The following is a 24,628-nucleotide window of genomic DNA, read 5'->3' as shown; positions in this document are numbered from 1 at the left end:
AAAAAGCAGGAAGCAATATGAAAAAAATATATTGGATTCTATTTTTAGCAGTTTTTCTCATGACAGGATGTGTAAAAAAAGAAGTACGGGGAAGAAGAGAAAATGTTACTTATGCGGTTTGTAAAAAAAGTGTATTGCCCAGAGAATTGATGAATCTGATTGATCAGGAGAAAGAAGAGGTTTTTCATTTTACTTATTCCACCAGAGATTTTACCTATTATGTAATCGGATATGGAAGACAGCCTGGAAAAGGATATAAAATTAGAGTTAGGGAGTTTTCCATGGATCAGGATCATATTTATATTGATACCACTTTGATTGGGGTTACGAAAGAGCATCAGAAAAGGGGTACATCTTTTCCATATCTGGTTCTAAAAAGCCAATATTATGAAAAAGATGCAATTTTTCGCTAAAATTATAAAAAGTTTAGAATAGTTTTATTGATTTATAAAAACAGAAAACATATAATGGTGCTTATGAATCAAAGGAGGAACTAATTTGGATAATCAACAGAATAATAATAGTAATAATAAAAACGATAAAGAAAATAAGAAAAAGACAATCAAGATGCTGACTTTTTTTCTTGTAATTTCAATTTTGGGAACTTTCTTTTTTAATCAGATTCTTTCCAAATGGAAAAATGGTACAGAAACGACCATTTCTTATGATAAATTTATTACCATGCTGGACAATAAACAGGTAAAAAAAGTTGTTGTGACAGACAGTCAGCTGAAAGTGACACCGAAAAAAACAGGTAATCCATTTTATAAAACCACATATAAAGTGGAAAGGATTGATGGAGATTATCAGTTGGTGGAACGGCTTTCCAAAGGAGATGTTAAGTTTGAAAAAGAACCAAAGGATCCTATGGATACATTTTGGACGGTTGTTCTGAATCTGATACCAACTATTCTGATCTTTGGTTTTCTTGTGATGATGATGCGAAGAAGCAGCGGAATGATGGGTGTAGGAAAATCAAATGCTAAAGTCTATGTGGAGAAAAAGACTGGAGTTACATTTGCAGATGTAGCAGGCCAGGGAGAAGCAAAAGAAACGTTAACTGAGATGGTGGATTTCCTGCATCATCCTCAGAAATATACAGAAATTGGTGCGAAACTTCCAAAAGGAGCATTGCTTGTAGGTCCTCCGGGAACTGGTAAGACATTGCTTGCAAAAGCAGTGGCAGGTGAAGCTAATGTACCGTTTTTCTCATTATCCGGTTCAGATTTTGTGGAAATGTTTGTCGGTGTAGGAGCTTCTCGTGTACGTGATCTGTTTAAACAGGCGCAGTCCATGGCACCTTGTATTATTTTTATTGATGAGATTGACGCCATTGGTAAGAGCCGTGATAATGGAATTCACGGTGGAGGTAATGATGAACGTGAGCAGACTTTGAATGCATTGCTTGCGGAAATGGATGGTTTTGATACTTCTAAAGGTATTATTATCCTTGCAGCTACCAACCGACCAGAAGTTCTGGATAAGGCATTGCTTCGTCCTGGGCGATTTGACCGTAGGGTTATTGTAGAACGGCCAGATTTGAAAGGAAGGATTGAGACTCTGAAAGTTCATGCCAAAGATGTCAAGATGGATGAGACGGTTGATTTTGAAGAAATTGCTCTGGCAACATCCGGGGCAGTAGGATCTGATCTTGCAAATATGATCAATGAAGCGGCCTTGGGAGCTGTAAAGGCAGGTCGAAAAGCTGTTTCCCAGAAAGATTTATTTGAAGCTGTGGAAGTGGTTATTGCCGGAAAAGAAAAGAAAGATCGAATTCTTGGAGACGAGGAAAAACAGATTGTTGCATATCATGAAGTGGGTCATGCATTGGTTATGGCATTGCAGAAAGAGTCTGAACCGGTACAGAAGATTACGATCGTACCACGTACCATGGGAGCTTTAGGATATACCATGCAGCGTCCGGAAGAAGAGAAATATCTCAATAAGAAAGATGAGATGCTGGCAGATCTGGTATCTTTCTTTGGGGGTCGTGCCGCAGAGGAGGTTAAATTTAATACTATTACCACAGGAGCATCCAATGATATTGAACGTGCAACATCCATTGCCAGAGCTATGGTGACCCAGTATGGAATGTCTGATGAATTTGGATTGATCGGACTGGAGTCCATTACCAACCGTTATCTGGACGGACGTGCGGTAATGAACTGTGCTGATTCTACAGCAGCAAAAGTGGATGAAGTGGTCATGAAGATATTAAAAGATGCCTATGCCAAGGCATTAACTTATATTCGTGATAATATGGACATTTTAGATGAAGCAGCCCAGTTCCTGATTAAAAGAGAAACGATTACAGGAAAAGAATTCATGGAAATTTTCGATAAATATAAGAATCCGAAACCGGAGGAAAAAGAAGATACTGAAACACAAGAACCACAGCAGCAGATGACAGAAGAAACAGCTACTGAGGCACCGGATTTTCAATCAGGTTATGCAAAATGGGTTGAAGATGACGAAGAATAAAAGGTGATGAAAAAGAGATGTTTGATTATGAAATATCCAACATCTCTTTTTTTTATGAGTAAGGGATAGAGGAAGTTGAAGCGGACTTGTCCGCTTTGTTATAGGAAATAACTCTTACGGGCTATAAGAATTTGATAGCACAATAAATCGGGAATTCATGGACATGAAAAAATGAACATGATAAAATTGAAGCTACAAAAGAAAATAGGGGGAACAAACCATGAAAATATCAGAAATATTAAAGAAAAAGGCAACCATTTCCTTTGAAGTTTTCCCGCCAAAGAATAAGGAGGGAGATATTTCTTCTATATATTATACAATTGAAGAATTATCAAAATTATCCCCGGATTTTATTAGTGTTACTTATGGAGCAGGAGGATCTACTAAAGGTAAAACAGTAGAAATTGCATCTGCTATTAAGAAGGAATATGGAATAGAATCGGTTGCTCATTTAAGCTGTATTACATCGACCAAAGAAGATGTTCTGAAAGAATGTAATAGATTAAAAGAAGAAAATATTGATAATATACTGGCATTGAGAGGCGATTATCCGGCAGAAAGTACAGATTTTGATCCAAAGAAGCTGGAATTTCATTATGCCAGTGAATTAAATGAATTTATTCATGAGAATTTTCCAGGACAGTTTTGTCTGTCTGGTGCATGTTATCCGGAAACCCATCAGGAAGCCGATGGATTTAAAAGGGATCTGGAAGCATTGAAAAAGAAGGTAGATGCGGGAGCGGAATATCTGATTACACAGATTTTCTTTGACAACGATTATTATTACCGACTGGTGCGCGAAGCACGGAAAATTGGAATTAATGTCCCGATTCTAGCTGGGATCATGCCGATTACCAATGCAAAATCTTTGATTCGTACTACAAAAATGTGTGGATGTACGATCCCGTACCAGTTATCCACTATGATTGAAGCATATTACGATAATCCGGCAGCAATGCAGGAAATTGGAATTAATTATGCAGCCCAGCAGATTATTGATCTAATTACCAATGGGGTAGATGGTATTCATATTTATACTATGAATAAACCGGAAATTGCCAATCGAATTTTTGATAGTATTCCAACGGTTTTAAAGGAATTGAACCATGATTAAAGACACAGCATTAAAATATCTTGGATATGATAAGAAACAGATTCTTTCAGAAGAGATGGAACAGTTGATCGATTCCTGTATTCAGGAGGTAAAGGAAACTGCCCAGCCGGGAATTTTCTGTAGATTATTTACTCTTGGTCAGAATCCTCTTCGCATAGAAGAAACAGGAGATGAGATTCCGGGAGAACAAATGAAGGAACTGCTGGAGAACTGTGATCAATGTTTGCTGATCGGCTGTACCCTTGGAATTTCAATAGAACGAAAGATAAAGTATTATGCTAAAATTGATATGACAAAAGCAGCTATTATGGATGCTGTGTCCAGTGCGTATCTGGAGGATGTGTGTGATGAATATGAAGAAAAGCTTGGATATGTAAACCGGACTTATCGTGCATGTCCGGGATATGGTGATTTTCCTTTGAAGTTTAATCGAAGAATTGCGCAGCTTCTGGATATTCACAAAAATCTGGCGGTTACTATCACACCAGATAATCTTCTGATTCCTCAAAAATCCATGTTGGGACTGATTGGAATCGGGAATAAAAATCGAAAGAAGAAATGTGGAACATGCATTATGAGAGAAGATTGCTGTTTTAGAAAGCGAGGACAAAGATGTTACGAGAGCGGATCGGAAAAGATTTGTTGATATTTGATGGAGCTATGGGTACCCAGCTTCAGAATGCCGGGCTGGCAGCAGGAGCGATACCGGAAGAATTGAATGTGGAACGTCCAGAACTTCTGGTATCTATTCACAGAAAATATCTGGAGGCAGGAGCAGATTTTATTACGATAAATACGTTTGGATGTAATCGTTTAAAAATGAAGCATGCAAAGTATGGAGTAAAAGAAATGCTTCTTGCTGCAGTTGAAAATGCAAAGGAAGCAAGGAAACAGGCAGGAAGAGAAGAAGATGCTTATATTGTATTGGATATAGGTCCAATAGGACAGCTGCTTGAGCCTATGGGAACACTGACATTTGATGAAGCCTATGATATTATTCTGGAACAGGTTGAAATCGTAAAAGACCAGGTTGATGTGGTACTTTTTGAAACTATGAGTGATTTATACGAGGTGAAAGCAGGGGTACTGGCGGTAAAAGAGCATACAGATCTTCCGGTTTTTGTCACTATGACCTTTGAACAGAATAGAAGAACTTTGTCAGGAAATGACCCTGTAACCTTTGTCAATGTGGCAGAAGGACTGGGAGTGGATGCTTTAGGAGTGAACTGCTCTTTAGGCCCTGAAGAATTAAAACCAATCATCGATGAAATCCTGGATTGTGCTTCTGTACCGGTGATGCTCCAACCGAATGCAGGGCTTCCTTGTCTTGAACATGGTGAAACCCATTATCATGTAACGGCAGATGAATATGTAGAAGCCATGAAAGACTATATGGCAAGAGGAGCAGCTATTGTAGGTGGATGTTGTGGAACGACACCAGAGTTTATTGAAAAACTGGCACAGGCTGCGCAAAAGACAGTGGCAGACAGGATAGTGACAAAAAAAACCAGAGTATCCAGTCAGACAAAAACAGTGACATTTGGAGATAAAGTCATTGTCTGTGGAGAAAGACTGAATCCTACAGGAAAGAAAAAGATGAAAAAAGCTCTTCTGGAGGAAAGGTATGATGAACTGGTTGTAGAAGCAGTAAAGCAGGATGAAGCAGGAGCGGAAGTGCTGGATGTAAATGTTGGGCTTCCGGGAATCGATGAGCCGGAAACAATGAAACAGGTGATCCGGCTGCTTCAGGAAGTGATTACATTACCGTTGCAGATTGACAGCTCCAATCCGGAGGCAATTGAAAAAGCCTGTCGTTATTACAATGGTAAGCCACTGATCAATTCTGTCAATGGAAAAGACGAGGTTATGGAAGCAATCTTCCCTATAGTAAAGAAATATGGGGGAGTGGTTATTGGACTGACACTTGCGGAAGGAATTCCGCTTAAAGCAGAGGAACGATTTGAGATTGCACAGAAGATCATAAAAAAAGCAGAATCCTATGGAATAGGCAAAGAAGATATTATCATTGACTGTCTGACGCTAACGGCATCTGCACAGCAGAAAGAAGTAAAAGAAACATTAAAAGCCATGAAGATGGTAAAGGAACTGGGCGTACATACGGTTCTGGGTGTTTCCAACGTTTCCTTTGGATTACCAAATCGTCCGCTGTTAAACAGGACATTTTTAACTTTGGCCATGGAGGCCGGACTGGATCTTCCAATCATTAATCCGCTGGATCAGGAACTGATGAGCACCATTGATGCCTTTCATGTTTTATTTTATAAAGATATTGACAGCCAGCAGTATATCAAGAATCAATCCCAGGCAGAAACAAAAACCACGGTAGCACCGGCAAAAGCAGGATTTGATCTGAAAGAGATTATCATCCATGGACTCAAGGATGAGGTAGAAGCATCGGTTCGACAGAGCCTTGAGGACACACAACCGCTTGATTTGATCAACCAGGTGATTATCCCTGCGCTGGATGTTGTTGGAAAAGATTATGAAACAGGAAAAATATTTTTACCTCAGTTGATCCAGTCTGCAGAAACAACGAAAAAGGCTTTTGAAATCGTAAAAGAATCATTCTCGTCCAATGAAGGAGAAGAAAAGGGACCAATCATGATAGCTACTGTTGAAGGAGATATTCATGATATTGGAAAGAATATCGTGAAGGTAGTTCTGGAAAGCTATGGATATAAAGTGATCGATCTTGGAAAAGATGTGAAAATAGAAAAAGTGGTGGAAGCTTATCATAAATATCAGCCAAAAGCCATAGGATTAAGTGCACTGATGACAACAACAGTGGTTTCCATGGAAAAAACCATTCAGAAGTTAAAGGAAGATGGCTGTACTTGTCCAATCTGGGTAGGTGGAGCAGTCCTTACGGAAGATATTGCAAAGGATATAGGAGCAGATCATTATACAGAGGATGCTATGGCAGCAGTTAATCTTCTGGAGCAGATGATATCTTGATCTAAAATTTGGCAAATTGACGGAAATTTGCAGTTTAATATGTGTAAATTTGACAAAAACTGGGCAGAATGATAGAATAGAACAGAAACTATGCAGAATGATTTCCGATTCTGCATATGGAATGAGGTGAGAGAATGACACAGTTAGACCTGCAGAGAGTCCGTCAATCAATCAAGAATCAGGTTGGAAGCAGGATCAAAATCAGCGCAAACAGAGGAAGACATAAATTTGAAACTGCACAGGGAGTGATTACTGAGACATATCCGAATATCTTCCTTGTAGAACTTGAAGATGAATCTGGTAAAGATCAGAATAAAACAGTAACTTTCAGCTATCAGGACGTAATTACCAGGGACGTTCGAATGATGCTGCTGGAAAATTAAATTGAATGATGAAGGCATAGATTCCTTTCTGTCAGAATATATTTGTATATACAGACAGGGAGGAATTTTTTATGGATTTTAATAAAAAAGATTTTTACGGAATTGCAGCCAAAGAACGAAAACAGGTACAAATTACCATTGATCAGGATTGTAATGTCCCGGATACAAAACCTGATATTGAAAAGATAATACAGACCAAGGGAACTGTACTTATGCAGGAAACAGAGATGATGGTAGATAAAGTGAGAATGAAGGGTGAATTACATTTTCAGGGGCTGTATGGAACAAATGATCCAAGAACCTTTTTGGATTCTCTGGAGTATTCACTGCCTTTTGAAGAATATATACATATTGATGGGGTGCTTCCGGCAGATTATGTAAAAGTGAAATATTCCATCGATGATATTAATACAGTTCTGATTAATTCCAGAAAGCTAAGTATTCGTGTACTTCTTACATTTATCCTGCAGGTAAGTGAAGAAATCAAAGAAGAGGCTATTACGGATATCCTGGATGATGGTGTTTCAACTCTAAAAAAAGAAATTCAGGTAACGGATCTGATTGTTAATAAGAAAGATATAGCAAGACTAAAAGAAGAGTTGGTACTTCCAGCAAATAAAGCCAATATTTATCAGATGCTCTGGAGCCAGATTGATATGGAAAATCTTCAGGCTAAACTGGCGGATCATGTAATAGAAATTCAGGGAATTATGCATGTTTTTTTGCTATATATAGGTGAAGATGAGCAGATGCCTGTTCAGTATGCACGATGGGAAATTCCAGTGCATACTGAGCTGGAGTGTTATGAATGTGCACCTGGAATGGTGGGAAAAGTTGGAATGACCACGGGAAATCAGCAGATGGAAATACGACCGGATGTGGATGGAGAGGAACGGGTTATTGCCTTGGATGTAACACTGGACTGTGATATCAAAATATATGAAGATCAGACAATGACCTATGTGGATGATGGTTATAAAATGGATGCAAAACTGGTACCGGAATACCGTATGTTTGATTTCGAAACTTTGATCGGCAAAAATCAGGCGATTATGAAAGCGGCGAAGAAATTTCCTATACAACAGGAACCAGGGAAGCTTTTGCAGGTTTTATCAGTGAAAGGAAGCTGTAATATTGATGAGATTGAAATGACAGATCAGGGACTTAATGTTGAAGGTGTCTGGATTGCAGATGTATTATATCTATCTTCTGAAGATCAGACTCCGGTTATGAGTGATTCCTATATGGAGCCATTTACTTTTTTTGTAGAAGCAAGGGGGCTAAATGAAGGAGATGATTACCAGGTAGATGTCAGATTGGATCAGATGACTGGAATGCCAACAGAGGGAGATGAAATAGAAATAAAAGTTTCTATTGTGTTTGATTTTATTTCCTTTCGCAAAAAGCAGCAAAGAGTTATGATTCATGTAAACGAAGAACCGCTGGACTATGAAATGATTCAGCAGATTCCAGGAATTGTAGGATATATCGTAAAAGAAGACGACACGCTCTGGTCCATTGCAAAAACATTTTTTACGACCATTGAAAGTATAAGAGAACAAAATGATGGAATAGAAGAAGTAAATCCAGGAGATAAACTGCTCATTGTTAAGGAATTAGGGTGTAAATAAGGATTGCATTTTTTTTAGAACAATATTATAATAAATTGTATACAAATATATCAGTAGGATAAATACTGAGAGACAGGGAAAAGGAGCATAAATGGATCATATTGTTCTAAAATCATATGGAAAGATTAATTTGGGACTGGATGTTTTAGGAAAACGCCCAGACGGTTATCATGAGGTCAAGATGATTATGCAGACGGTTGGTCTTTATGATGTCTTGACAATGGAGAAAATGAAAGAAGATAAGATCGTTATGGACTGTAATCTTTCATTTCTTCCAACAGATGATAAAAATCTGGTGTATCGTGCAGTGGCATTGATGAAGGAAAAATATCATATTACAACGGGAGTGAAAATTCATTTAGAGAAGAAAATTCCTGTAGCGGCTGGTATGGCCGGAGGAAGTTCCAATTGCGCGGCGGCATTAAAAGGAATGAATCAGATGTTTCAGTTAGGACTTTCAACAGATGAGCTTTGTGAGTGCGGTGTAGCATTAGGAGCGGATGTCCCGTATTGCATCTGGGGAGGAACTGCATTAGCGGAAGGTATTGGTGAGAAGCTTTCACGGATAGCACCAATGCCGGATTGTTATATATTGGTTGCAAAGCCTGGTATCAGTGTGTCAACGGCATTTGTATACAAGAATTTAAAACTGGACAGTTTAGAAAAACATCCTGATATTGACGGGATGATAGAATGTTTGAAAAGTGATAACTTAAAAGGCATATGTGACAGATTGGAAAATGTTCTGGAAACAGTAACTATACCAGAGTATCCGGTGATTGCCCGGGTAAAAGAGCATCTGATGGAGCAGGGAGCCATGGGAGCGCTGATGAGTGGAAGCGGTCCGACGATTTTTGGAATTTTCTCTGATAAGAAAAAGGCAGATCAGGCATTAAAATCCCTGAGAAGCATCAAAGACATAAAGCAGGCTTATGTAGTTAGGCCAATACAATAAGAGAAGCAGGAGGAGTAACAATGAGTGATAAATTAAAAGTAAATATGAATGAATATCTTCCATTGCGTGATGTGGTGTTTAACACACTTCGTCAGGCAATTATTACAGGAGAGTTTGCACCGGGAGAAAGATTAATGGAAATCGCCCTGGCAAATCGACTTGGAGTAAGCCGTACACCAGTCAGAGAGGCAATTCGTAAGCTGGAGCTGGAAGGTCTTGTTGTAATGATTCCTAGAAAAGGTGCGGAAGTTGCAAGAATTACAGAGAAAGATTTAAGAGATGTTCTGGAGGTTCGCAGTTCACTGGAAGAATTAGCGGCAGAACTGGCAACAGAGAGGATGAATGATGAATCCAGAGCCAAAATTGAGAAGGCACTGACAGAATTTGAAAAAGCGATTGAATCAGGAGATAATGCTGCCATTGCAGATAGTGATATGGAATTCCACGATACCATTTTTGATTCCACAGGGAATGCAAGACTGATACAGATTTTAAACAATCTGAGGGAACAGATGTATCGTTATCGTCTGGAATATATCAAAGATACAGAATATCATGCAAGTCTTCTGAAGGAACATAAGGCAATGGCTAAAGCCATGTTCTCAGGGAAAAAAGAAGAGGCCAAAGAGATTATGAAGAATCATCTTTATAATCAGGAAATGACAGTAATTCGTAATATAAAAGAAGAAAACTAACATAATAAAAAGAAACGTCACAGGAACCGTAGTGAGAAAAAAATTTCTCTGTATTCCTGTGGCGTTTTTTATTACATAGGAAATTCCTTTGAATTTCCTATGTAATAAAAAACGCTCCGCGTGGATGTGCACGATGTGCAAAGGAAAGCAGTTAAAACTGCTGCACATCGGCACGCAAAGCGGAGCAAGTCCCTCATGATCGAGGGATACAGGGAGTTGATAGCGGACTTGTCCGCTTTGTTCTTACGTTAGAGCGTAAAATCTCTTCCTGAGAATAAAAAAACGGTTTTTCTCTCATAATAATTAAAAACAGAAAGGCCGATGGATATGGATGAGTTTCATGGACGAGATCATAAATTAAAAGGGAAGATTTCCCAGGATATTCAAAACAATATAAAGTATGTAGAAGCAGTGATGGCTGATTGCAATGATTTGATAAAAAAAGAGTTTCATATAGGAAGACGAAGGAATATACGAATTTATGTTGTTTATATGGATGGTCTGGTAAATACAGAAATGATTCAGGAATCAGTGATCAAACCTATGCTGATTGAACCTGTGCAGGAGAAAAGGCAGGCTGTTGATCAATGGGTGATTGAAAGTGCGGATCGAAAATGGATTACAACTATGGAGGAAGCTTTCACAGCAATTCTTTCTGGAAATACAGTAGTATTTATTGATGGAGAGGGACAGGCAATTCTTATTTCCAGTAAAATGCCGCCGACACGGGGAGTTCAGACTGCGGATCAGGAAGTAGCTATGGTTGGTCCAAAGGACAGTTTTAATGAAAGTCTGAGAACCAATACAGCACTGGTGCGGCGTCGTATTCGTGACACTCGTTTGAAAGTAATCCAAAAACAGGTAGGTACCAGAAGTAAAACAGATTATGCAATAATGTATATAGATGATCTGGTAAAAAAAGATATATTAGAAGAAATTGAAGCACAGATAGAGGAGATGTGTGTGGATGGAGTGCTTGACAGCAGTATGCTTCAGCAGTTCTTAGAGAAGAATACAAAAACTCCTTTTCCAACATATCAGTTGACACAGCGTCCTGACAAAACTGCCAGTGGATTACTTGAAGGAAGAATCGCTGTTATTGTGGATAATTCTCCTGAGGCGTTGCTGCTTCCTGTTACTTTGAATGTTTTTTTTCAGGCCAGTGATGATTATTATAATCGATGGGAGACAGCAACATTTGCAAGAATACTTCGATATATTTCAGCTTTTTTAGCTGTAGGACTGCCTGGATTTTATGTGGCCCTTGCCAGTTATCATCCGGAAGTCCTGCCAACCCCTTTTTTACTGGCGTTGGTATCGGCCAGAGAAGGGGTTCCATTTCCGGTAGTTGTGGAAGTGCTGCTGATGGAGCTTTCTTTTGAACTTCTTCGGGAAGCAGGAATTCGTCTGCCGGGACAGCTTGGAGGGACTATAGGAATCGTTGGAGGACTGATTGTAGGACAGGCAGCAGTAGATGCCCATATTGTCAGTACAATTGTGGTTATTGTGGTTTCATTGACAGCCATTGCATCTTTTTCTATTCCCAATGAAATATTCACAGGAGCCTTTCGTCTGTTGAAGTTTATGCTCATCGCCTTTTGCACTTTTTGGGGACTTTATGGATTTTTTCTTGGATGCCTGGCAATTTTTATTCATTTGTTTCAAATGGAAAATTACGGAGTTCCTTACATGTATCCTACAACGGCAAAAGAGCACGGTGTATCCACGGCTTTTCAGGATTATGTAATCAGGGCACCTTTGAAAAGTATGAAATTACGGCCGGAGTTTACAAAAAATGATGCAAGAATCAGGCAAAAGGAGGAACGCCATGGAAAATAAGCATCAGGTAATTACAGAAAGGCAGGGGAACAGGATTTTTATACTGGAAACTTTTTCTGCTTCGGCATTATTTCTGCCACAGGTGGTTTTAGGGAAAAATGCGGAAAGTGGAATCCTTTCAGTAGCAGGAGCCTGCTTTCTGGCGGGAATATATTTTTTGATAACAGAAAAAATGACCAGGGGCATATCAATGGAGCAAATGTTAAAAGGACATCCCTTGGCGGCTGTTTTTTATTATATGCGTTTCTGGATAAATGGAGTCTTTTTTTATATTTATATCCTTTTTATGGTATCCCGTTACCTTCTTCCAGGCAGAAAGCCATGGTTTGCAGGAGTACTGTTGATGATTCTTGCATGGATGATTAACAGAAGTGGATTAAGAGGACGGGGAAGGGTTATGGAAGGAATTTTCTGGTTTGTGCTGCTTCCGGTTATCTTTGTTTTACTATTAAGTCTTACAGATTTATCGTTAGGGGAACTCAGTGTAACAACATTTTCATGGAATCACTTTGTTAATGGAATGATTGGGGCAGTAGCGTTGCTTCATCCAATGGAACTGGCGTGGTTTTACAGAGGAAATATAAATCAAGGAAATATGACAGTTTCATCTTTTTTAGGTTTGGGAATCCTTCTTATGGGAATTTTCTGTGCAGTGACAGGCTCACTGGGAAGAAAAATGATTTTGTATGATGAAAATCCGGTAATGTCCATGGCACAGGGAGCGGCAATGCCTGGAGGTTTAATGGCCCGTCTGGATATTTTTCTTATTGCTTTCTGGATCGTAGGAGTTTTCTGTGTTTTCAGCGGATATTTGTTTTATGGAAATGAGAGCATTAGGAATACTTTTCAAAACGGAGGGAAAATAGCAGCGTGGCTGTCCTATGGAGGAATATTGTTTATGACTGATTTCCTTTTTGATCTTTATCCGCTTTTTCAAAAGTATTTTTTGTGGTTCATCTATGGAAATCTGATTATTGGAATGATTTTTCCGCTGGTACTGTTTCTGAGTAGAAGAAGGAGAAAAAAGAATGAAATTTACAGCTAAATGTTTTCTGATTCTGCTTTTGCTGACAATATTTACCGGCTGCTGCGGATGCAAAAATCAGAAAGATATTGAAGACAGTAGTTATATCCTGGCTATGGGATTTGAAAAAAACGGTGATCAATACCTGGTACGATATTCTTATGCTGATTTTGATAATGAAAAAAGCAATTCAGGAACAAAGATACCGTCAAAATCCATAACCTTTCTGGCAGACTCTTTTGCTGATGCCAACAAAAAATGGGAAAAATATCAGATGAAAAATTTAAATTTTGGACATTTAAAGGTAATTATTTTTGGTAATGGAGTGAAAGATCCAAAGATTATAAAAGAATTGCTCAGGCATCCGCAAATTGCCAAATCTGTTTTTGTGCTAAAAACAGATAAAAGTATTTCTGATGTTTTTTCAAAAGAAAAAAATCTGAGCATTTCTTTTGGAGAATATGTGGCAAAATCTATTGAAAATTCTGAAGAAATTACTTTACCTAAAAATTATACCTTAGGACGGATAATGTATTGACTTTCTATTTGACCAATGATAATATTGAAATACTTCACATTATGTTGTGGAATGGATTTCGAATAAACACTATATATAGTATATCGGATGAGGGATGACTCCCGCCTCTGTAGGCGGTGAGCAACAATTATGTATCAGTGGCGGGTTTCAATCCCCCATCTGATATACGCTCCGCGAGGATGCGCAGGAATTCGGATTGGAAGTATGTCTGCTATGCAGACCCGAATTCCGCGCCAAGACTCGCGAGCGAGTCTTGAATATAGAAAAGATTATACGATATAGCCGAAAGGGGAGAAAGAGCTAAATGATCAAAGTAGTAAAGAAAGATGGTACAAGAGAGGATTTCAATGTGCAGAAGGTTGTGGTAGCAGTTAATAAATCTGCTTATCGTGCATTGGTGAAATTTTCTCAGAAAGAACTGGATTTTATTTGTGACTTTGTAACGAAAAAAGTACAGGAGATGCATAAAGATGAAGTTCATATTTCGGAGATGCATAATGTAGTAGAAGGAGCTCTGGAGCAGACGAATCCTCTGGTCGCTAAAAGCTATCGCGATTACAGAAATTATAAACAGGATTTTGTTCAGATGCTGGATGAAGTTTATAAAAAAAGTCAGTCTATTATGTATATTGGAGACAAAGAAAACAGTAATACAGACAGTGCACTGGTATCTACAAAGAGAAGTCTGATATTTAATGAATTAAATAAGGAGTTATATAAGAAATTCTTTTTAACTACAGAAGAAATACAGGCATGCAGAGATGGTTATATTTATATTCATGATATGTCTGCCCGCAGAGACACTATGAACTGCTGTCTGTTTGATGTGCAGGAAGTGTTAAAAGGCGGTTTTGAAATGGGAAATCTCTGGTATAACGAGCCAAAGACACTGGATGTAGCTTTTGACGTTATTGGAGATATTGTTTTAAGTGCTGCCAGTCAGCAGTATGGCGGATTTACTGTACCGAATATTGAGCTGATTCTGGAGCCTTATGCAGAGAAATCCTATAATAAAGCCATAAAGAGATATCTGGAACTGGGTCTGCTTGAAGATAAAGCTGAGGCGGAAGCATTAAAGGATGTAAAGAGAGAATTTGAGCAGGGATTTCAGGGACTGGAATATAAGTTTAACAGTGTTTCTTCCAGCAGAGGAGATTATCCGTTTATTACCATTACGGCAGGAACTGGAACCGGGCGATTTGCAAAGATGGCTACAATTTCCATGCTGGATGTAAGAAGACAAGGTCAGGGAAAGGAAGGACATAAAAAACCTGTTCTGTTTCCGAAAATTGTATTTTTATATGACAAGAACCTCCATGGACCAGGAGGAGAACTGGAAGATGTGTTTGAAGCAGGAATCCGTTGTTCCAGCAAGACTATGTATCCAGACTGGCTGAGCCTTACGGGAGAAGGGTATATTTCCAGCATGTATAAAAAGTACGGAAAGATTATCAGTCCCATGGGTTGTCGTGCATTTTTATCTCCGTGGTATGAGAGAGGTGGAATGGAGCCGGCAGATGAGGAAGATGTTCCGGTATTTGTAGGAAGATTTAATATAGGAGCAGTCAGCCTGCATCTTCCAATGATTTATGCCAAGGCAAAACAGGAAAGCAGAGATTTTCATGAAGTTTTAGATTATTATCTGAATCTGATTCGTCAGCTTCATATCAGAACCTATGAATATCTGGGAGAGATGAAGGCGTCCACCAATCCTTTGGCGTACTGCGAAGGTGGTTTCCTTGGGGGACATCTGGATCTTCATGACAAAATCAAACCATTGTTAAAATCTGCAACAGCATCTTTTGGAATTACGGCATTAAATGAGCTGCAGCAGCTTTATAACCATAAATCCCTGGTGGAAGACGGAAAGTTTGCACTGGAAACATTACAATATATTAATGAGCAGGTAGCCAGGTTTAAAAAGGAAGATGGTTATTTGTATGCTATTTATGGAACTCCGGCAGAAAATCTCTGTGGATTGCAGGTGAAACAGTTCCGTAAGAAATATGGAGTTATTGAAAATGTATCTGACAGAGAATATGTCAGCAATTCTTTCCATTGTCATGTGGCAGAAGATATTACTCCAATAGAAAAACAGGATCTTGAAGGAAGATTCTGGGAATTAAGCAACGGTGGAAAGATTCAATATGTAAAATATCCAATCGATTATAATGAAGAGGCAATCAAAACTCTGGTGCGTCGTGCAATGGATCTTGGATATTACGAAGGAGTTAATTTATCTCTGGCTTATTGTGATGACTGTGGACATGAAGAACTGGAAATGGATGTATGTCCAAAATGTGGAAGTCATAATCTCACCAAAATTGATCGAATGAACGGATATCTATCTTATTCCAGAGTAAAAGGAGATACGAGACTAAATGATGCCAAAATGGCAGAAATTTCAGAAAGGAAATCCATGTAATGCGTTACCATAATATAACCAAGGATGATATGCTCAACGGAGACGGTCTCCGGGTGGTTTTGTGGGTCTCTGGATGTACTCACAAATGTAAAAACTGTCATAATCCGGTCACCTGGGATATTAAAGGCGGACTCGAGTTTGATGAAGGGGCAAAAAAGGAATTATTTGAAGCACTGGATAAACCGTATGTTTCAGGTATTACATTAAGTGGTGGAGATCCTCTTCATCCGGCAAATTGCAGAGATATTACCATTCTTGTGGAAGAAATTAAAGAAAAATTTCCGGAAAAGACAATCTGGATGTATACAGGATTTTGCTGGGAAGAAATTTCTACACTGGAAGTAATTAAAAATATTGATGTGCTGATAGACGGACCATACATAGAGGAATTACGAGATCCAAAGATTCATTGGAGAGGAAGTAGTAACCAGCGGGTGATTGATGTAAAACAATCATTAAAAGAAGATCGGCTCATTCTTCACTGCCAGTAGAAATTTAAATCTTTAGATTTGTTTAGAAAGTGTTTATAATTTTTTATTTTTGTTACATTGTATTAGAAAGGAATTTTGATATACTTAAAACATAGTTTTTCATATATTTTAATCCTCTCTTTTCATTTGATAAAAAGAAATCCCGCCAGATGATGGCGGGATTTTTTATTACATAGGAAATTCCTTTGAATTTCCTATGTAATAAAAAATGCTCCGCAAAAGATGCGACCAGATGCATAAGGTGATAATTGCTTACGCAATAGCATCTGGCGCGCAAAGCGGAGCAAGTCCCTCATGAGTGAGGGATAGAGGGAGTTGAAGCAGACTTGTCCGCTTTGTTCTTAATTACATAGAAAAGACCTTGTTACATTGTATCCATCTGCTATAGACTTGATTGCCAGCTTTTGTTAGAATGATGAAACGGAGGTTCATAATGTTTGATATTCAGGAAGAATTAAAGAAGCTCCCGGCTAAGCCAGGAGTTTATTTAATGCATAATAAAAAAGATGAAATTATATATGTGGGAAAGGCAATTAAGCTTTGTAACCGTGTGCGTCAGTATTTTCAGGATAGTCGGAATCTGTCTGTAAAAATTCAGCATATGGTTCAGAATATATCCTGGTTTGAATATATAATTACAGATTCTGAACTGGAAGCGCTGGTACTGGAGAGTAATCTGATCAAGGAACATCGTCCTAAATATAATACCATGTTAAAGGATGATAAAAATTACCCGTATATTAAGGTGACTACCAATGAGGATTTTCCAAGGATTATGCTTGCAAGAAAGATGAAACCGGATCACTGCAGATATTTTGGACCATATACCAGTTCAGGTGCTGTAAATGATACAATAGAATTGCTTCGAAAGATTTTTAAGATACGGACATGTAATCGCAGGTTACCTAAAGATATAGGAAAGGATCGTCCGTGTCTGTACTATCAGATCAAGCAATGTAATGGTCCATGTCAGGGATATATTTCTAAAGAAGATTATGGAAAAAAGATTGAAGAGACATTAAATTTTCTAAATGGCAATTACAAGGAAGTTGCAAGGAATCTTCAGGAAAAGATGGAAAGAGCATCTAAGGAACTGGAATTTGAGCAGGCAATGGAATACAGAGATCTGCTGAGAAGCATACAAAAAATTATGGATCGTCAGAAAATCAATACTCAGGGATTTGAAGACAGAGATATGATTGCAATGGCAAAGGATGAAAAAGATGCAGTTGTAGCCATATTTTTTATTCGGCAGGGAAAACTTCTTGGAAGAGAGCATTTCCATATGGATTTAAATGAAGAAAACTCAGACGAAAAAATTCTAAGTGCTTTTATCAAACAGTTTTATGCGGGAACTCCATATCTTCCCGGAGAAATATTTTTGGAATATCCGGTGGAGGACATGGAGATTATAGAAAAATGGTTAAGTAAAAAAAGAGGCAGTAAGGTTCATCTGAAAGTTCCAGTTAAAGGGCAAAAGCATCGAATGGTGGAAATGGCGAAAGAAAATGCAGAGAACATTTTGAGAATGGATCGTGAAAAAATAAAGAGGGAAGAAAAAAGGACCATAGGTGCTGTCCATGAGATCGAACAACTTTTAGGGATAGAAGGATTAAAACGAATGGAAGCATTTGATATTTCCAATATCAGTGGTTTTCAGACAGTGGCATCCATGGTAGTTTTTGAAAACGGAAAGGCGCGAAAACGGGATTATCGGAAATTCCGATTAAAAACAATAGAAGGTCCTGATGATTATGCAAGTATGGAAGAAGTCCTGACCAGACGATTTCGCCATGGACAGAGAGAGCTGGATGAACTTTTACAGGAAGGGAAAGATCTGGAACTTGGAAGTTTCACAAAATTTCCAGACCTGCTTTTAATGGATGGTGGAAAAGGGCAGGTTAATATAGCGAATAAAGTACTGGAAAAACTTGATCTTCAGATACCGGTTTGTGGAATGGTAAAAGATGACAATCATAGAACGAGAGGATTGTATTATAATAATGAGGAAATCATATTTCCAAGGAATAGTGAGGCTTTTCTTCTGGTAACGAGAATTCAGGATGAAGCCCATCGTTTTGCTATTGAGTACCATCGCTCGTTAAGAGCAAAAGGACAGGTTCATTCCGTTCTGGATGATATAAAAGGTGTAGGACCAAAGAGAAGAAAAGCATTAATGAAATATTTTAAGGATATATCATCCATAAAAACTGCGGAAGAAGAGGAACTGCTTAAGGTTCCTGGTATGGATCGGAAAACGGCCAGAGAAATCTACCTGTTTTTCCATCAGGAGGGTAGATAAACATGGATTATCTATCAATCCTTTTTTTAAGATAGAAAATATGATAAAATAACGTAATGAAAAGGTATAAAAGAAGGGAGCATCTATTATGAATCAGGAACATAAGATTTCAGTATATGACATGATGAAAGAACTGAATTTAAAAGAAGTTCTTCCTGAAATCAATACAAGAGAGATATACATCAGACAGGCAGAAATTAATCGTCCGGCATTGCAGCTGGCGGGATATTTTGAACATTTTGACAGTAATCGTTTACAGATTATCGGAAATGTAGAATATCTGTATCTTCAGGAGATTCAGAAAGATGATATGGTGGTTACATCTATTTTTGAAAAATTTTTCTCAGCAGGAATTCCATGTCTGGTATTTTGCAGTAATTTAGTTCCTTGTGACAGGATGATAGAAGTTGCCCAAAAATATAAAGTACCAATTTTGATTTCTCAGGATACAACTTCTGAATTTATGGCAGAAGTAATTCAATGGTTAAGTGTTGTGCTGGCACCGAGAATCTCAATTCATGGGGTTTTAGTTGATGTTTTTGGTGAAGGGATTCTTATTACAGGTGAAAGTGGAATTGGTAAAAGTGAAGCAGCTTTAGAGCTGATCAAACGTGGACACCGGCTGGTTTCTGATGATGTGGTGGAGATTAAGCGTGTCAGTAAAAAGACTCTCATAGGTTCTTCACCTGATGTTACACGATTTTTTATTGAACTTCGTGGAATTGGTATTATTGATGTAAAAAATCTGTTTGGTGTAGAAAGTGTGAAGATGGAACAGGATATTGATCTGGTCATCCAGCTGGAAGACTGGAACAAAGATACAGATTATGACCGACTGGGATTGGAAGAAAAATATGTGGAGTATCTTGGAAATAAAGTTGCAGCCCACACACTTCCGATTCGTCCGGGAAGAAATCTGGCAATTATCGTGGAAACTGCAGCAATTAATCACAGACAGAAGAAGATGGGATATAATGCTGCTGAAGAATTATATAAACGTGTAACTGGACAAATGGAGGTATAAACATGAAATATTTATATGGAATTGATGTTGGAGGAACTACGGTTAAACTGGGACTTTTTTCTGAAGATGGGAAACTGATGGAAAAATGGGAAATACCAACCAGAAAAGAAGAAAATGGGAAAAATATTTTAACAGATATTGCAGCTTCTGTTAAGGATAATATAGCCGCTCATAATATCAGTAAAGAAGATTTAGCAGGAGCAGGAGTGGGAGTTCCTGGTGCTGTTCTAGAATTTACAAAAGTAAATGAATGTGTAAATCTTGGATGGGGAAGTGTCAATGTAGGAAAGGAATTATCTGCTATGCTGGATTGCCCTGTAAAGGTAACCAATGATGCCAATGCAGCAGCATTAGGTGAATTATGGACAGGTGCAGCAGCTGATTATTCTAATGCTGTTATGGTAACTCTTGGAACAGGAGTTGGCGGCGGAATTATCGTGGATGGAAAGATTATTGACGGAAGCCGTGGATACGGTGGAGAAATTGGACATATGACGGTAGATCCTGCAGATGACAGAGTATGTAATTGTGGAAAGACAGGATGTCTTGAGTTATATGCTTCTGCAACAGGAATTGTATATGAAACAAAAAAGGCATTAAAAGAAACCAGTGAAGCCACAGCTTTAAAAGATATGGAAGATATTACAGCAAAAGACATTTTTGATCTGGCAAAAGAAGGAGATGCTTTTGCTATGGAGCAGGTAGATCATCTTGGACAGAAACTTGCATTGGCATTTGGAAATATTGCCCTGATGGTTGATCCTGAGGTCTTTGTAATCGGAGGCGGAGTATCAAGAGCCGGACAGATTTTACTGGATGCTATTAAAAAGTACTATTCTACATATACATTTGGTAAAGTACAGGATGGAAAATTTGTTATTGCTACACTGGGAAACGATGCTGGAATTTTTGGTGCGGCAAGCCTGGTGCTGTCATAGATAAAGAATGATATTATTAAAGAGAGAAAAGCAATCATTGGAGGAATCATGAATAAGGTGATCAATCAGTTAAAAGAAGTGATTTCAGAAGAAAAAATTCTTTTGAATGAGCCTATGAAAAATCATACAACATTTCGTATTGGAGGACCTGCTGATATTTTTATTGTTCCAGATACGATAGAAGAAATTAAAACTGTTTGTGAAGCAGCAAAAAAACAGGGAGTTCCGGTTTTTGTCCTTGGAAATGGAAGTAACCTTCTGGTGGCAGATGAGGGTATGGATGGAATTGTTCTTCAGATATATAAGAATTTTAGCGGCATTACAGTAAATGGAAATGAGATTACAATTAAGGCAGGAACGCTTCTTAGTACTGCAGCCAAGGTAGCTCTCTCAGAAGAACTGACTGGTTTTGAATTTGCAGGCGGCATTCCGGGAACTTTTGGTGGTGCAGTAGTGATGAATGCTGGTGCTTACGGAGGAGAAATAGTACAGGTCCTAAAAGAGGTGACTGTACTTACAAAAGAAGGCGATGTTAAAACAATACCGGCACAGGAACTGGAACTTGGATACCGCACAAGTAATATTTTGAAAAATGAATATATTGTTCTAGAGGGAACCATTGTCTTGAAGAAAGGAAATCCAGAGGAAATTCAGGCTAAAATGGATGAATATTCCCTTGCAAGACGTACAAAACAACCATTGGAATATCCAAGTGCAGGAAGTACCTTTAAACGTCCTGAAGGCTATTTCGCAGGGAAACTTATTCAGGATGCAGGTCTTAGAGGTTATCAGGTAGGTGGTGCAAGAGTTTCAGACAAACACTGTGGTTTTGTGATCAATCAGGAAAATGCAACTGCAGCAGATGTTATGCAGCTGATTGCAGATGTACAAAAGAAAGTAAAAGAACAGTTCGGTGTTAATATGGAGCCGGAAGTGAAAAGAGTTGGACGTTTCTAAAGAGGAAGAGCAAATGAGATTTGTAATTGTAACAGGAATGTCAGGAGCAGGAAAGAGCAGTGCATTGAAAACATTGGAAGATATAGGATATTTTTGTGTAGATAATCTTCCAGTAGCTCTGTTGGATAAATTTGCAAAACTGACATTGGATAAAACAGCAAAAATACACAATGTTGCCCTGGGAATCGATGTTCGAAATGGTGAGGGAATTGGAGAATTGGAGACAATGCTTGATAAGATCAGGAATCTTGGCATTTCTCCAGAGATTCTTTATTTGAATGCAAGTAATCGCATTTTATTAAAGAGATACAAAGAAACAAGGAGAAATCATCCTTTATCACGAGATGGAAGGGTGGAAGATGGAATCGAAAAAGAACGGGAAGCAATGAAATTCCTTATGAAGCAGGCTACTTATGTGATTGATACCAGTCACCTTCTGATCCGTGAACTGAAAGAGGAAATCGATCATATTTATGTGGATGGAGAAACAAACGAAAGATTTCAGATTGCTGTTGTATCTTTTGGATTTAAATATGGAATTCCTGCAGATGTGGATCTTGTGTTTGATGTAAGATTCCTGCCAAATCCATATTATGATCTGAAACTGCGTCCATTGACGGGAAATGATAAACCGATTCAGGATTTTGTTATGAAATATGATGAAGCGGTTCAGTTTCTGGAGAAACTGGATGACATGATGGAATTTCTGATTCCAAATTATATAAAAGAAGGAAAATATAATCTGGTCATAGGAATCGGATGTACAGGTGGAAAGCATCGTTCGGTAACAATTACCAATGCGCTGGCAGAAAAACTATCACATCTGCCATATTTTGTTAAGGTGGAGCATAGAGATATAATGAGGTAGGAAATGTCGTTTTCAAGTAACGTGAAAGAAGAATTATCTAGAAATGAAACAAGTGCCAGACATTGTAAAATAGCGGAACTGGCTGCTTTTGTGCGGTTCTGTGGAGAGGTGACAGAGAAAGAAGGAAACTATCATATTCAGATTCATACAGAAACAGTATCTGTAGCCAAACGTTTTTATACTCTTCTAAAAGATGTATTTGATATCCATGCAAAAATACATGTAAGCCGCAATGATTTTCTCAAAAGAAGTCGAAATTATACAGTAAGTGTTGACAATCATCCTGATTCTGTTTTAATATTGAAGGCGGTAAAACTTATGGAAGCTGGTGAATCAGGAATGGTTCTGCAGAATACATGCTGTAAAAGGGCATACATTCGTGGAGCATTTCAAGCGGCAGGATCCATGAGTGATCCAGAAAAAAACTATCATTTTGAAGTTGTTTCGACTGATGAAGAAATTGCAGAACAGCTGCGAGACGTGTTGAATTTTTTTGAATTGGATGCTAAAATTGTCTTGCGGAAAAAATATTATGTTGTATACATCAAAGAAGGTGCCAAAATTGTTGATGTACTTAATATTATGGAGGCACATATTGCATTGATGGAGCTTGAGAATGTAAGAATTCTCAAAGAAATGCGTAATACAGTAAATCGCCGTGTGAATTGTGAGACGGCAAACATTAATAAGACAGTTTCTGCTGCTGTTAAGCAGGTTGAAGATATTGAATATATCATGCAGCACAAAGGTCTTCATCATTTGAATCAGGGTTTACAAGATATTGCTTATTTGCGTTTAGAGAATCCGGAAGCTACCTTAAAGGAGCTTGGGGACATGCTAAATCCTCCGGTTGGAAAATCCGGAGTCAATCATCGTTTAAAGAAAATAAGTAAGATGGCAGAAGAGATGAGATTAGGAGGAAAAGGATGATTTCTAAAAAGGTTAAAGTGCAGGCAGAATTAAAGGAAGAAGACAGGCCGATTGCATTTCTTGTACAGATGGCAAGCCAGTTTGAAAGTAAGATTTTATTTGAAGCTGGAAATAAGCAGGTTAATGTAAAAAGTATCATGGGAATGATGAGTCTGGGACTGTATCAGATTGATGATCTAACAGTTGTTGCAGATGGAACTGACGAAGAAGAGGCAGTAGCCCAGATTGAAAATTATTTAACAAAAGGAGCATAGATTTCAGTCTATTCTCATAGAGCATACCGTAATATATAGTGAATTACACCGTAAGGTATGCTTTCATATATGCCGAAATAGCTCAGTTGGTAGAGCACTTCACTCGTAATGAAGGGGTCGCCGGTTCAAGTCCGGTTTTCGGCTTGCTATTAATGATAAAAAGGTGGATTTTTAGAAATCCACCTTTTTGTTTAGTCATCAATTCCAAATTTCTTTTCAAGAGCATCTTCTGCCATTTCCAGCTGATCTTCCAGTTTATCAATAGAACGTTCTCTTTTTTCATAGGTTTCAAAAGTTATTTTATTATTTTCATAGGCATTTTCGAAAGAGTCATCCAATTTGTCTAAATCATCTTCAATAGCGTCAATTTGCTTTTTTAAAGAATAAAAACGTTTTGCATTTGTCTGTTTATTGGAACTGGTTTTAGCATTGTTTACTTTTTTGGTTATTGCATTGATTCGTTTGCTATAGGAAGAAAAGTCATATGCATCATCATTTTTCTGATTTGCTGTGTTATCATCTGTCTGACTGTCATCATCCTGGTTATCTGTTGCCTGATTATTAGTTTGCTCTGTAGCAATCTCCTGTGTTGTAGTAGCCTCCGTAGAATCTTTGGATGTGTTAGAACATCCAGTAAATGCGAATACAGCTATAAGAGCAGTAATCAATAAAAAATATTTTCTTTTCATAATTAAAATCTCCTTTCGTTATTTCTTTTAGCTTATATATATCATAATACCCAAAAATTAAAATAACATTAAAAAGAAAAACTTATTTCAGATATTTCTGAATTGTATTATAAT

22 protein-coding genes and 1 tRNA gene are annotated in these 24,628 nt (G+C 38.0%); 22 read left to right on the top strand and 1 reads right to left on the bottom strand.

All coding sequences use genetic code 11. From position 1 onward, the window contains the following. Positions 1-17: 17 nt before the first annotated feature. The 22 genes from KTB61_RS04940 (at position 18) to KTB61_RS04835 (ending at position 23,969) form a co-directional block, all read left to right on the top strand. The gene (locus tag KTB61_RS04940) at positions 18-413 is read left to right on the top strand and encodes a protease complex subunit PrcB family protein (RefSeq protein WP_075759528.1); all 396 of its coding nucleotides are present in this window, start codon (positions 18-20) and stop codon (positions 411-413) included. Between the two features lie 85 nt (positions 414-498). After that, positions 499-2,481: an ATP-dependent zinc metalloprotease FtsH gene (gene ftsH / locus KTB61_RS04935; protein WP_216696940.1), complete on the top strand. Its 1,983-nt coding sequence runs from the start codon at positions 499-501 to the stop codon at positions 2,479-2,481. Positions 2,482-2,701: 220 nt separating this feature from the next. After that, the gene (gene metF, locus KTB61_RS04930) at positions 2,702-3,595 is read left to right on the top strand and encodes a methylenetetrahydrofolate reductase [NAD(P)H] (protein ID WP_216696939.1); all 894 of its coding nucleotides are present in this window, start codon (positions 2,702-2,704) and stop codon (positions 3,593-3,595) included. After that, on the top strand, positions 3,588-4,241 hold the full coding sequence (locus tag KTB61_RS04925; RefSeq protein WP_075759525.1) for a Vitamin B12 dependent methionine synthase, activation domain protein: 654 nt from the start codon (positions 3,588-3,590) through the stop codon (positions 4,239-4,241). Before metF ends, KTB61_RS04925 begins: the two co-directional genes overlap by 8 nt. Continuing rightward, complete coding sequence (locus tag KTB61_RS04920) at positions 4,208-6,571, top strand: homocysteine S-methyltransferase family protein (RefSeq protein ID WP_216696938.1); 2,364 nt, start codon at positions 4,208-4,210, stop codon at positions 6,569-6,571. Before KTB61_RS04925 ends, KTB61_RS04920 begins: the two co-directional genes overlap by 34 nt. Positions 6,572-6,705: 134 nt before the next feature. Further along, entirely contained in the window at positions 6,706-6,954 is a 249-nt protein-coding gene (locus KTB61_RS04915) for a Veg family protein (RefSeq protein WP_075759523.1), read from the top strand. Positions 6,955-7,025: 71 nt separating this feature from the next. Then, positions 7,026-8,585, top strand: a complete 1,560-nt coding sequence (locus KTB61_RS04910; protein ID WP_075759522.1) for a DUF3794 and LysM peptidoglycan-binding domain-containing protein — start codon at positions 7,026-7,028, stop codon at positions 8,583-8,585. A 91-nt stretch (positions 8,586-8,676) separates the two neighbouring features. Beyond that, on the top strand, positions 8,677-9,540 hold the full coding sequence (ispE, locus tag KTB61_RS04905; protein ID WP_216696937.1) for a 4-(cytidine 5'-diphospho)-2-C-methyl-D-erythritol kinase: 864 nt from the start codon (positions 8,677-8,679) through the stop codon (positions 9,538-9,540). Positions 9,541-9,560: 20 nt separating this feature from the next. Then, positions 9,561-10,235 carry a GntR family transcriptional regulator gene (locus tag KTB61_RS04900; RefSeq protein ID WP_075759520.1) on the top strand — a complete coding sequence of 225 codons (675 nt, stop codon included), beginning with the start codon at positions 9,561-9,563 and terminating at the stop codon, positions 10,233-10,235. Between the two features lie 321 nt (positions 10,236-10,556). Beyond that, on the top strand, positions 10,557-12,074 hold the full coding sequence (locus tag KTB61_RS04895) for a spore germination protein (RefSeq protein WP_230973614.1): 1,518 nt from the start codon (positions 10,557-10,559) through the stop codon (positions 12,072-12,074). Beyond that, a complete protein-coding gene (locus tag KTB61_RS04890; protein WP_075759519.1) occupies positions 12,064-13,119 on the top strand; it encodes a GerAB/ArcD/ProY family transporter in 1,056 nt (351 codons plus the stop codon). Before KTB61_RS04895 ends, KTB61_RS04890 begins: the two co-directional genes overlap by 11 nt. Continuing rightward, entirely contained in the window at positions 13,103-13,636 is a 534-nt protein-coding gene (locus KTB61_RS04885; RefSeq protein ID WP_075759518.1) for a Ger(x)C family spore germination protein, read from the top strand. The genes KTB61_RS04890 and KTB61_RS04885 overlap by 17 nt, the downstream gene beginning before the upstream one ends. A 304-nt stretch (positions 13,637-13,940) precedes the next feature. Next, on the top strand, positions 13,941-16,061 hold the full coding sequence (nrdD, locus tag KTB61_RS04880; protein WP_075759517.1) for an anaerobic ribonucleoside-triphosphate reductase: 2,121 nt from the start codon (positions 13,941-13,943) through the stop codon (positions 16,059-16,061). Further along, a complete protein-coding gene (nrdG, locus tag KTB61_RS04875; protein WP_075759516.1) occupies positions 16,061-16,552 on the top strand; it encodes an anaerobic ribonucleoside-triphosphate reductase activating protein in 492 nt (163 codons plus the stop codon). The genes nrdD and nrdG overlap by 1 nt, the downstream gene beginning before the upstream one ends. 433 nt (positions 16,553-16,985) lie before the next feature. After that, positions 16,986-18,854, top strand: a complete 1,869-nt coding sequence (gene uvrC / locus KTB61_RS04870) for an excinuclease ABC subunit UvrC (RefSeq protein ID WP_216696936.1) — start codon at positions 16,986-16,988, stop codon at positions 18,852-18,854. Between the two features lie 88 nt (positions 18,855-18,942). Continuing rightward, positions 18,943-19,878, top strand: a complete 936-nt coding sequence (gene hprK / locus KTB61_RS04865; RefSeq protein ID WP_216696935.1) for an HPr(Ser) kinase/phosphatase — start codon at positions 18,943-18,945, stop codon at positions 19,876-19,878. A 2-nt stretch (positions 19,879-19,880) separates the two neighbouring features. Continuing rightward, on the top strand, positions 19,881-20,816 hold the full coding sequence (locus KTB61_RS04860; RefSeq protein WP_216696934.1) for an ROK family glucokinase: 936 nt from the start codon (positions 19,881-19,883) through the stop codon (positions 20,814-20,816). 48 nt (positions 20,817-20,864) lie between these two features. Beyond that, entirely contained in the window at positions 20,865-21,773 is a 909-nt protein-coding gene (gene murB / locus KTB61_RS04855) for a UDP-N-acetylmuramate dehydrogenase (protein ID WP_075759512.1), read from the top strand. Between the two features lie 13 nt (positions 21,774-21,786). Then, the gene (rapZ, locus tag KTB61_RS04850; RefSeq protein WP_075759511.1) at positions 21,787-22,641 is read left to right on the top strand and encodes an RNase adapter RapZ; all 855 of its coding nucleotides are present in this window, start codon (positions 21,787-21,789) and stop codon (positions 22,639-22,641) included. 3 nt (positions 22,642-22,644) lie between these two features. Beyond that, positions 22,645-23,571 (top strand): DNA-binding protein WhiA, encoded by a 927-nt coding sequence (gene whiA, locus KTB61_RS04845; RefSeq protein WP_075759510.1) that lies wholly within the window; start codon positions 22,645-22,647, stop codon positions 23,569-23,571. After that, a complete protein-coding gene (locus tag KTB61_RS04840) occupies positions 23,568-23,825 on the top strand; it encodes an HPr family phosphocarrier protein (protein WP_075759509.1) in 258 nt (85 codons plus the stop codon). Before whiA ends, KTB61_RS04840 begins: the two co-directional genes overlap by 4 nt. A 71-nt stretch (positions 23,826-23,896) precedes the next feature. Next, positions 23,897-23,969: transfer RNA gene (locus KTB61_RS04835), tRNA-Thr, on the top strand. A gap of 47 nt (positions 23,970-24,016) precedes the next feature. Here the strand turns inward: KTB61_RS04835 and KTB61_RS04830 are convergent. Next, positions 24,017-24,514: an entericidin EcnA/B family protein gene (locus KTB61_RS04830; protein ID WP_216696933.1), complete on the bottom strand. Its 498-nt coding sequence runs from the start codon at positions 24,512-24,514 to the stop codon at positions 24,017-24,019. Positions 24,515-24,628: the final 114 nt, after the last annotated feature.

The organism is Anaerostipes faecalis (assembly GCF_018982945.1).
GTDB classification, from domain to species: Bacteria; Bacillota; Clostridia; order Lachnospirales; family Lachnospiraceae; genus Anaerostipes; species Anaerostipes faecalis.
Note: the sequence above shows the minus strand (reverse complement) of the source record. Positions and strands in the feature narration are given on the sequence as shown.

Bases quoted from the DNA above. Each gene is read 5' to 3' on its own strand.
- KTB61_RS04900 (WP_075759520.1), top strand. From the start codon at position 9,561: ATGAGTGATAAATTAAAAGTAAATATGAATGAATATCTTCCATTGCGT.
- ispE (WP_216696937.1), top strand. From the start codon at position 8,677: ATGGATCATATTGTTCTAAAATCATATGGAAAGATTAATTTGGGACTG.
- rapZ (WP_075759511.1), top strand. From the start codon at position 21,787: ATGAGATTTGTAATTGTAACAGGAATGTCAGGAGCAGGAAAGAGCAGT.
- metF (WP_216696939.1), top strand. From the start codon at position 2,702: ATGAAAATATCAGAAATATTAAAGAAAAAGGCAACCATTTCCTTTGAA.
- KTB61_RS04940 (WP_075759528.1), top strand. From the start codon at position 18: ATGAAAAAAATATATTGGATTCTATTTTTAGCAGTTTTTCTCATGACA.
- KTB61_RS04920 (WP_216696938.1), top strand. From the start codon at position 4,208: ATGTTACGAGAGCGGATCGGAAAAGATTTGTTGATATTTGATGGAGCT.
- nrdG (WP_075759516.1), top strand. From the start codon at position 16,061: ATGCGTTACCATAATATAACCAAGGATGATATGCTCAACGGAGACGGT.
- KTB61_RS04885 (WP_075759518.1), top strand. From the start codon at position 13,103: ATGAAATTTACAGCTAAATGTTTTCTGATTCTGCTTTTGCTGACAATA.
- hprK (WP_216696935.1), top strand. From the start codon at position 18,943: ATGAATCAGGAACATAAGATTTCAGTATATGACATGATGAAAGAACTG.
- KTB61_RS04925 (WP_075759525.1), top strand. From the start codon at position 3,588: ATGATTAAAGACACAGCATTAAAATATCTTGGATATGATAAGAAACAG.
- whiA (WP_075759510.1), top strand. From the start codon at position 22,645: ATGTCGTTTTCAAGTAACGTGAAAGAAGAATTATCTAGAAATGAAACA.
- murB (WP_075759512.1), top strand. From the start codon at position 20,865: ATGAATAAGGTGATCAATCAGTTAAAAGAAGTGATTTCAGAAGAAAAA.
- KTB61_RS04890 (WP_075759519.1), top strand. From the start codon at position 12,064: ATGGAAAATAAGCATCAGGTAATTACAGAAAGGCAGGGGAACAGGATT.
- KTB61_RS04915 (WP_075759523.1), top strand. From the start codon at position 6,706: ATGACACAGTTAGACCTGCAGAGAGTCCGTCAATCAATCAAGAATCAG.
- nrdD (WP_075759517.1), top strand. From the start codon at position 13,941: ATGATCAAAGTAGTAAAGAAAGATGGTACAAGAGAGGATTTCAATGTG.
- KTB61_RS04830 (WP_216696933.1), bottom strand. From the start codon at position 24,514: ATGAAAAGAAAATATTTTTTATTGATTACTGCTCTTATAGCTGTATTC.
- KTB61_RS04910 (WP_075759522.1), top strand. From the start codon at position 7,026: ATGGATTTTAATAAAAAAGATTTTTACGGAATTGCAGCCAAAGAACGA.
- uvrC (WP_216696936.1), top strand. From the start codon at position 16,986: ATGTTTGATATTCAGGAAGAATTAAAGAAGCTCCCGGCTAAGCCAGGA.
- KTB61_RS04860 (WP_216696934.1), top strand. From the start codon at position 19,881: ATGAAATATTTATATGGAATTGATGTTGGAGGAACTACGGTTAAACTG.
- KTB61_RS04840 (WP_075759509.1), top strand. From the start codon at position 23,568: ATGATTTCTAAAAAGGTTAAAGTGCAGGCAGAATTAAAGGAAGAAGAC.
- KTB61_RS04895 (WP_230973614.1), top strand. From the start codon at position 10,557: ATGGATATGGATGAGTTTCATGGACGAGATCATAAATTAAAAGGGAAG.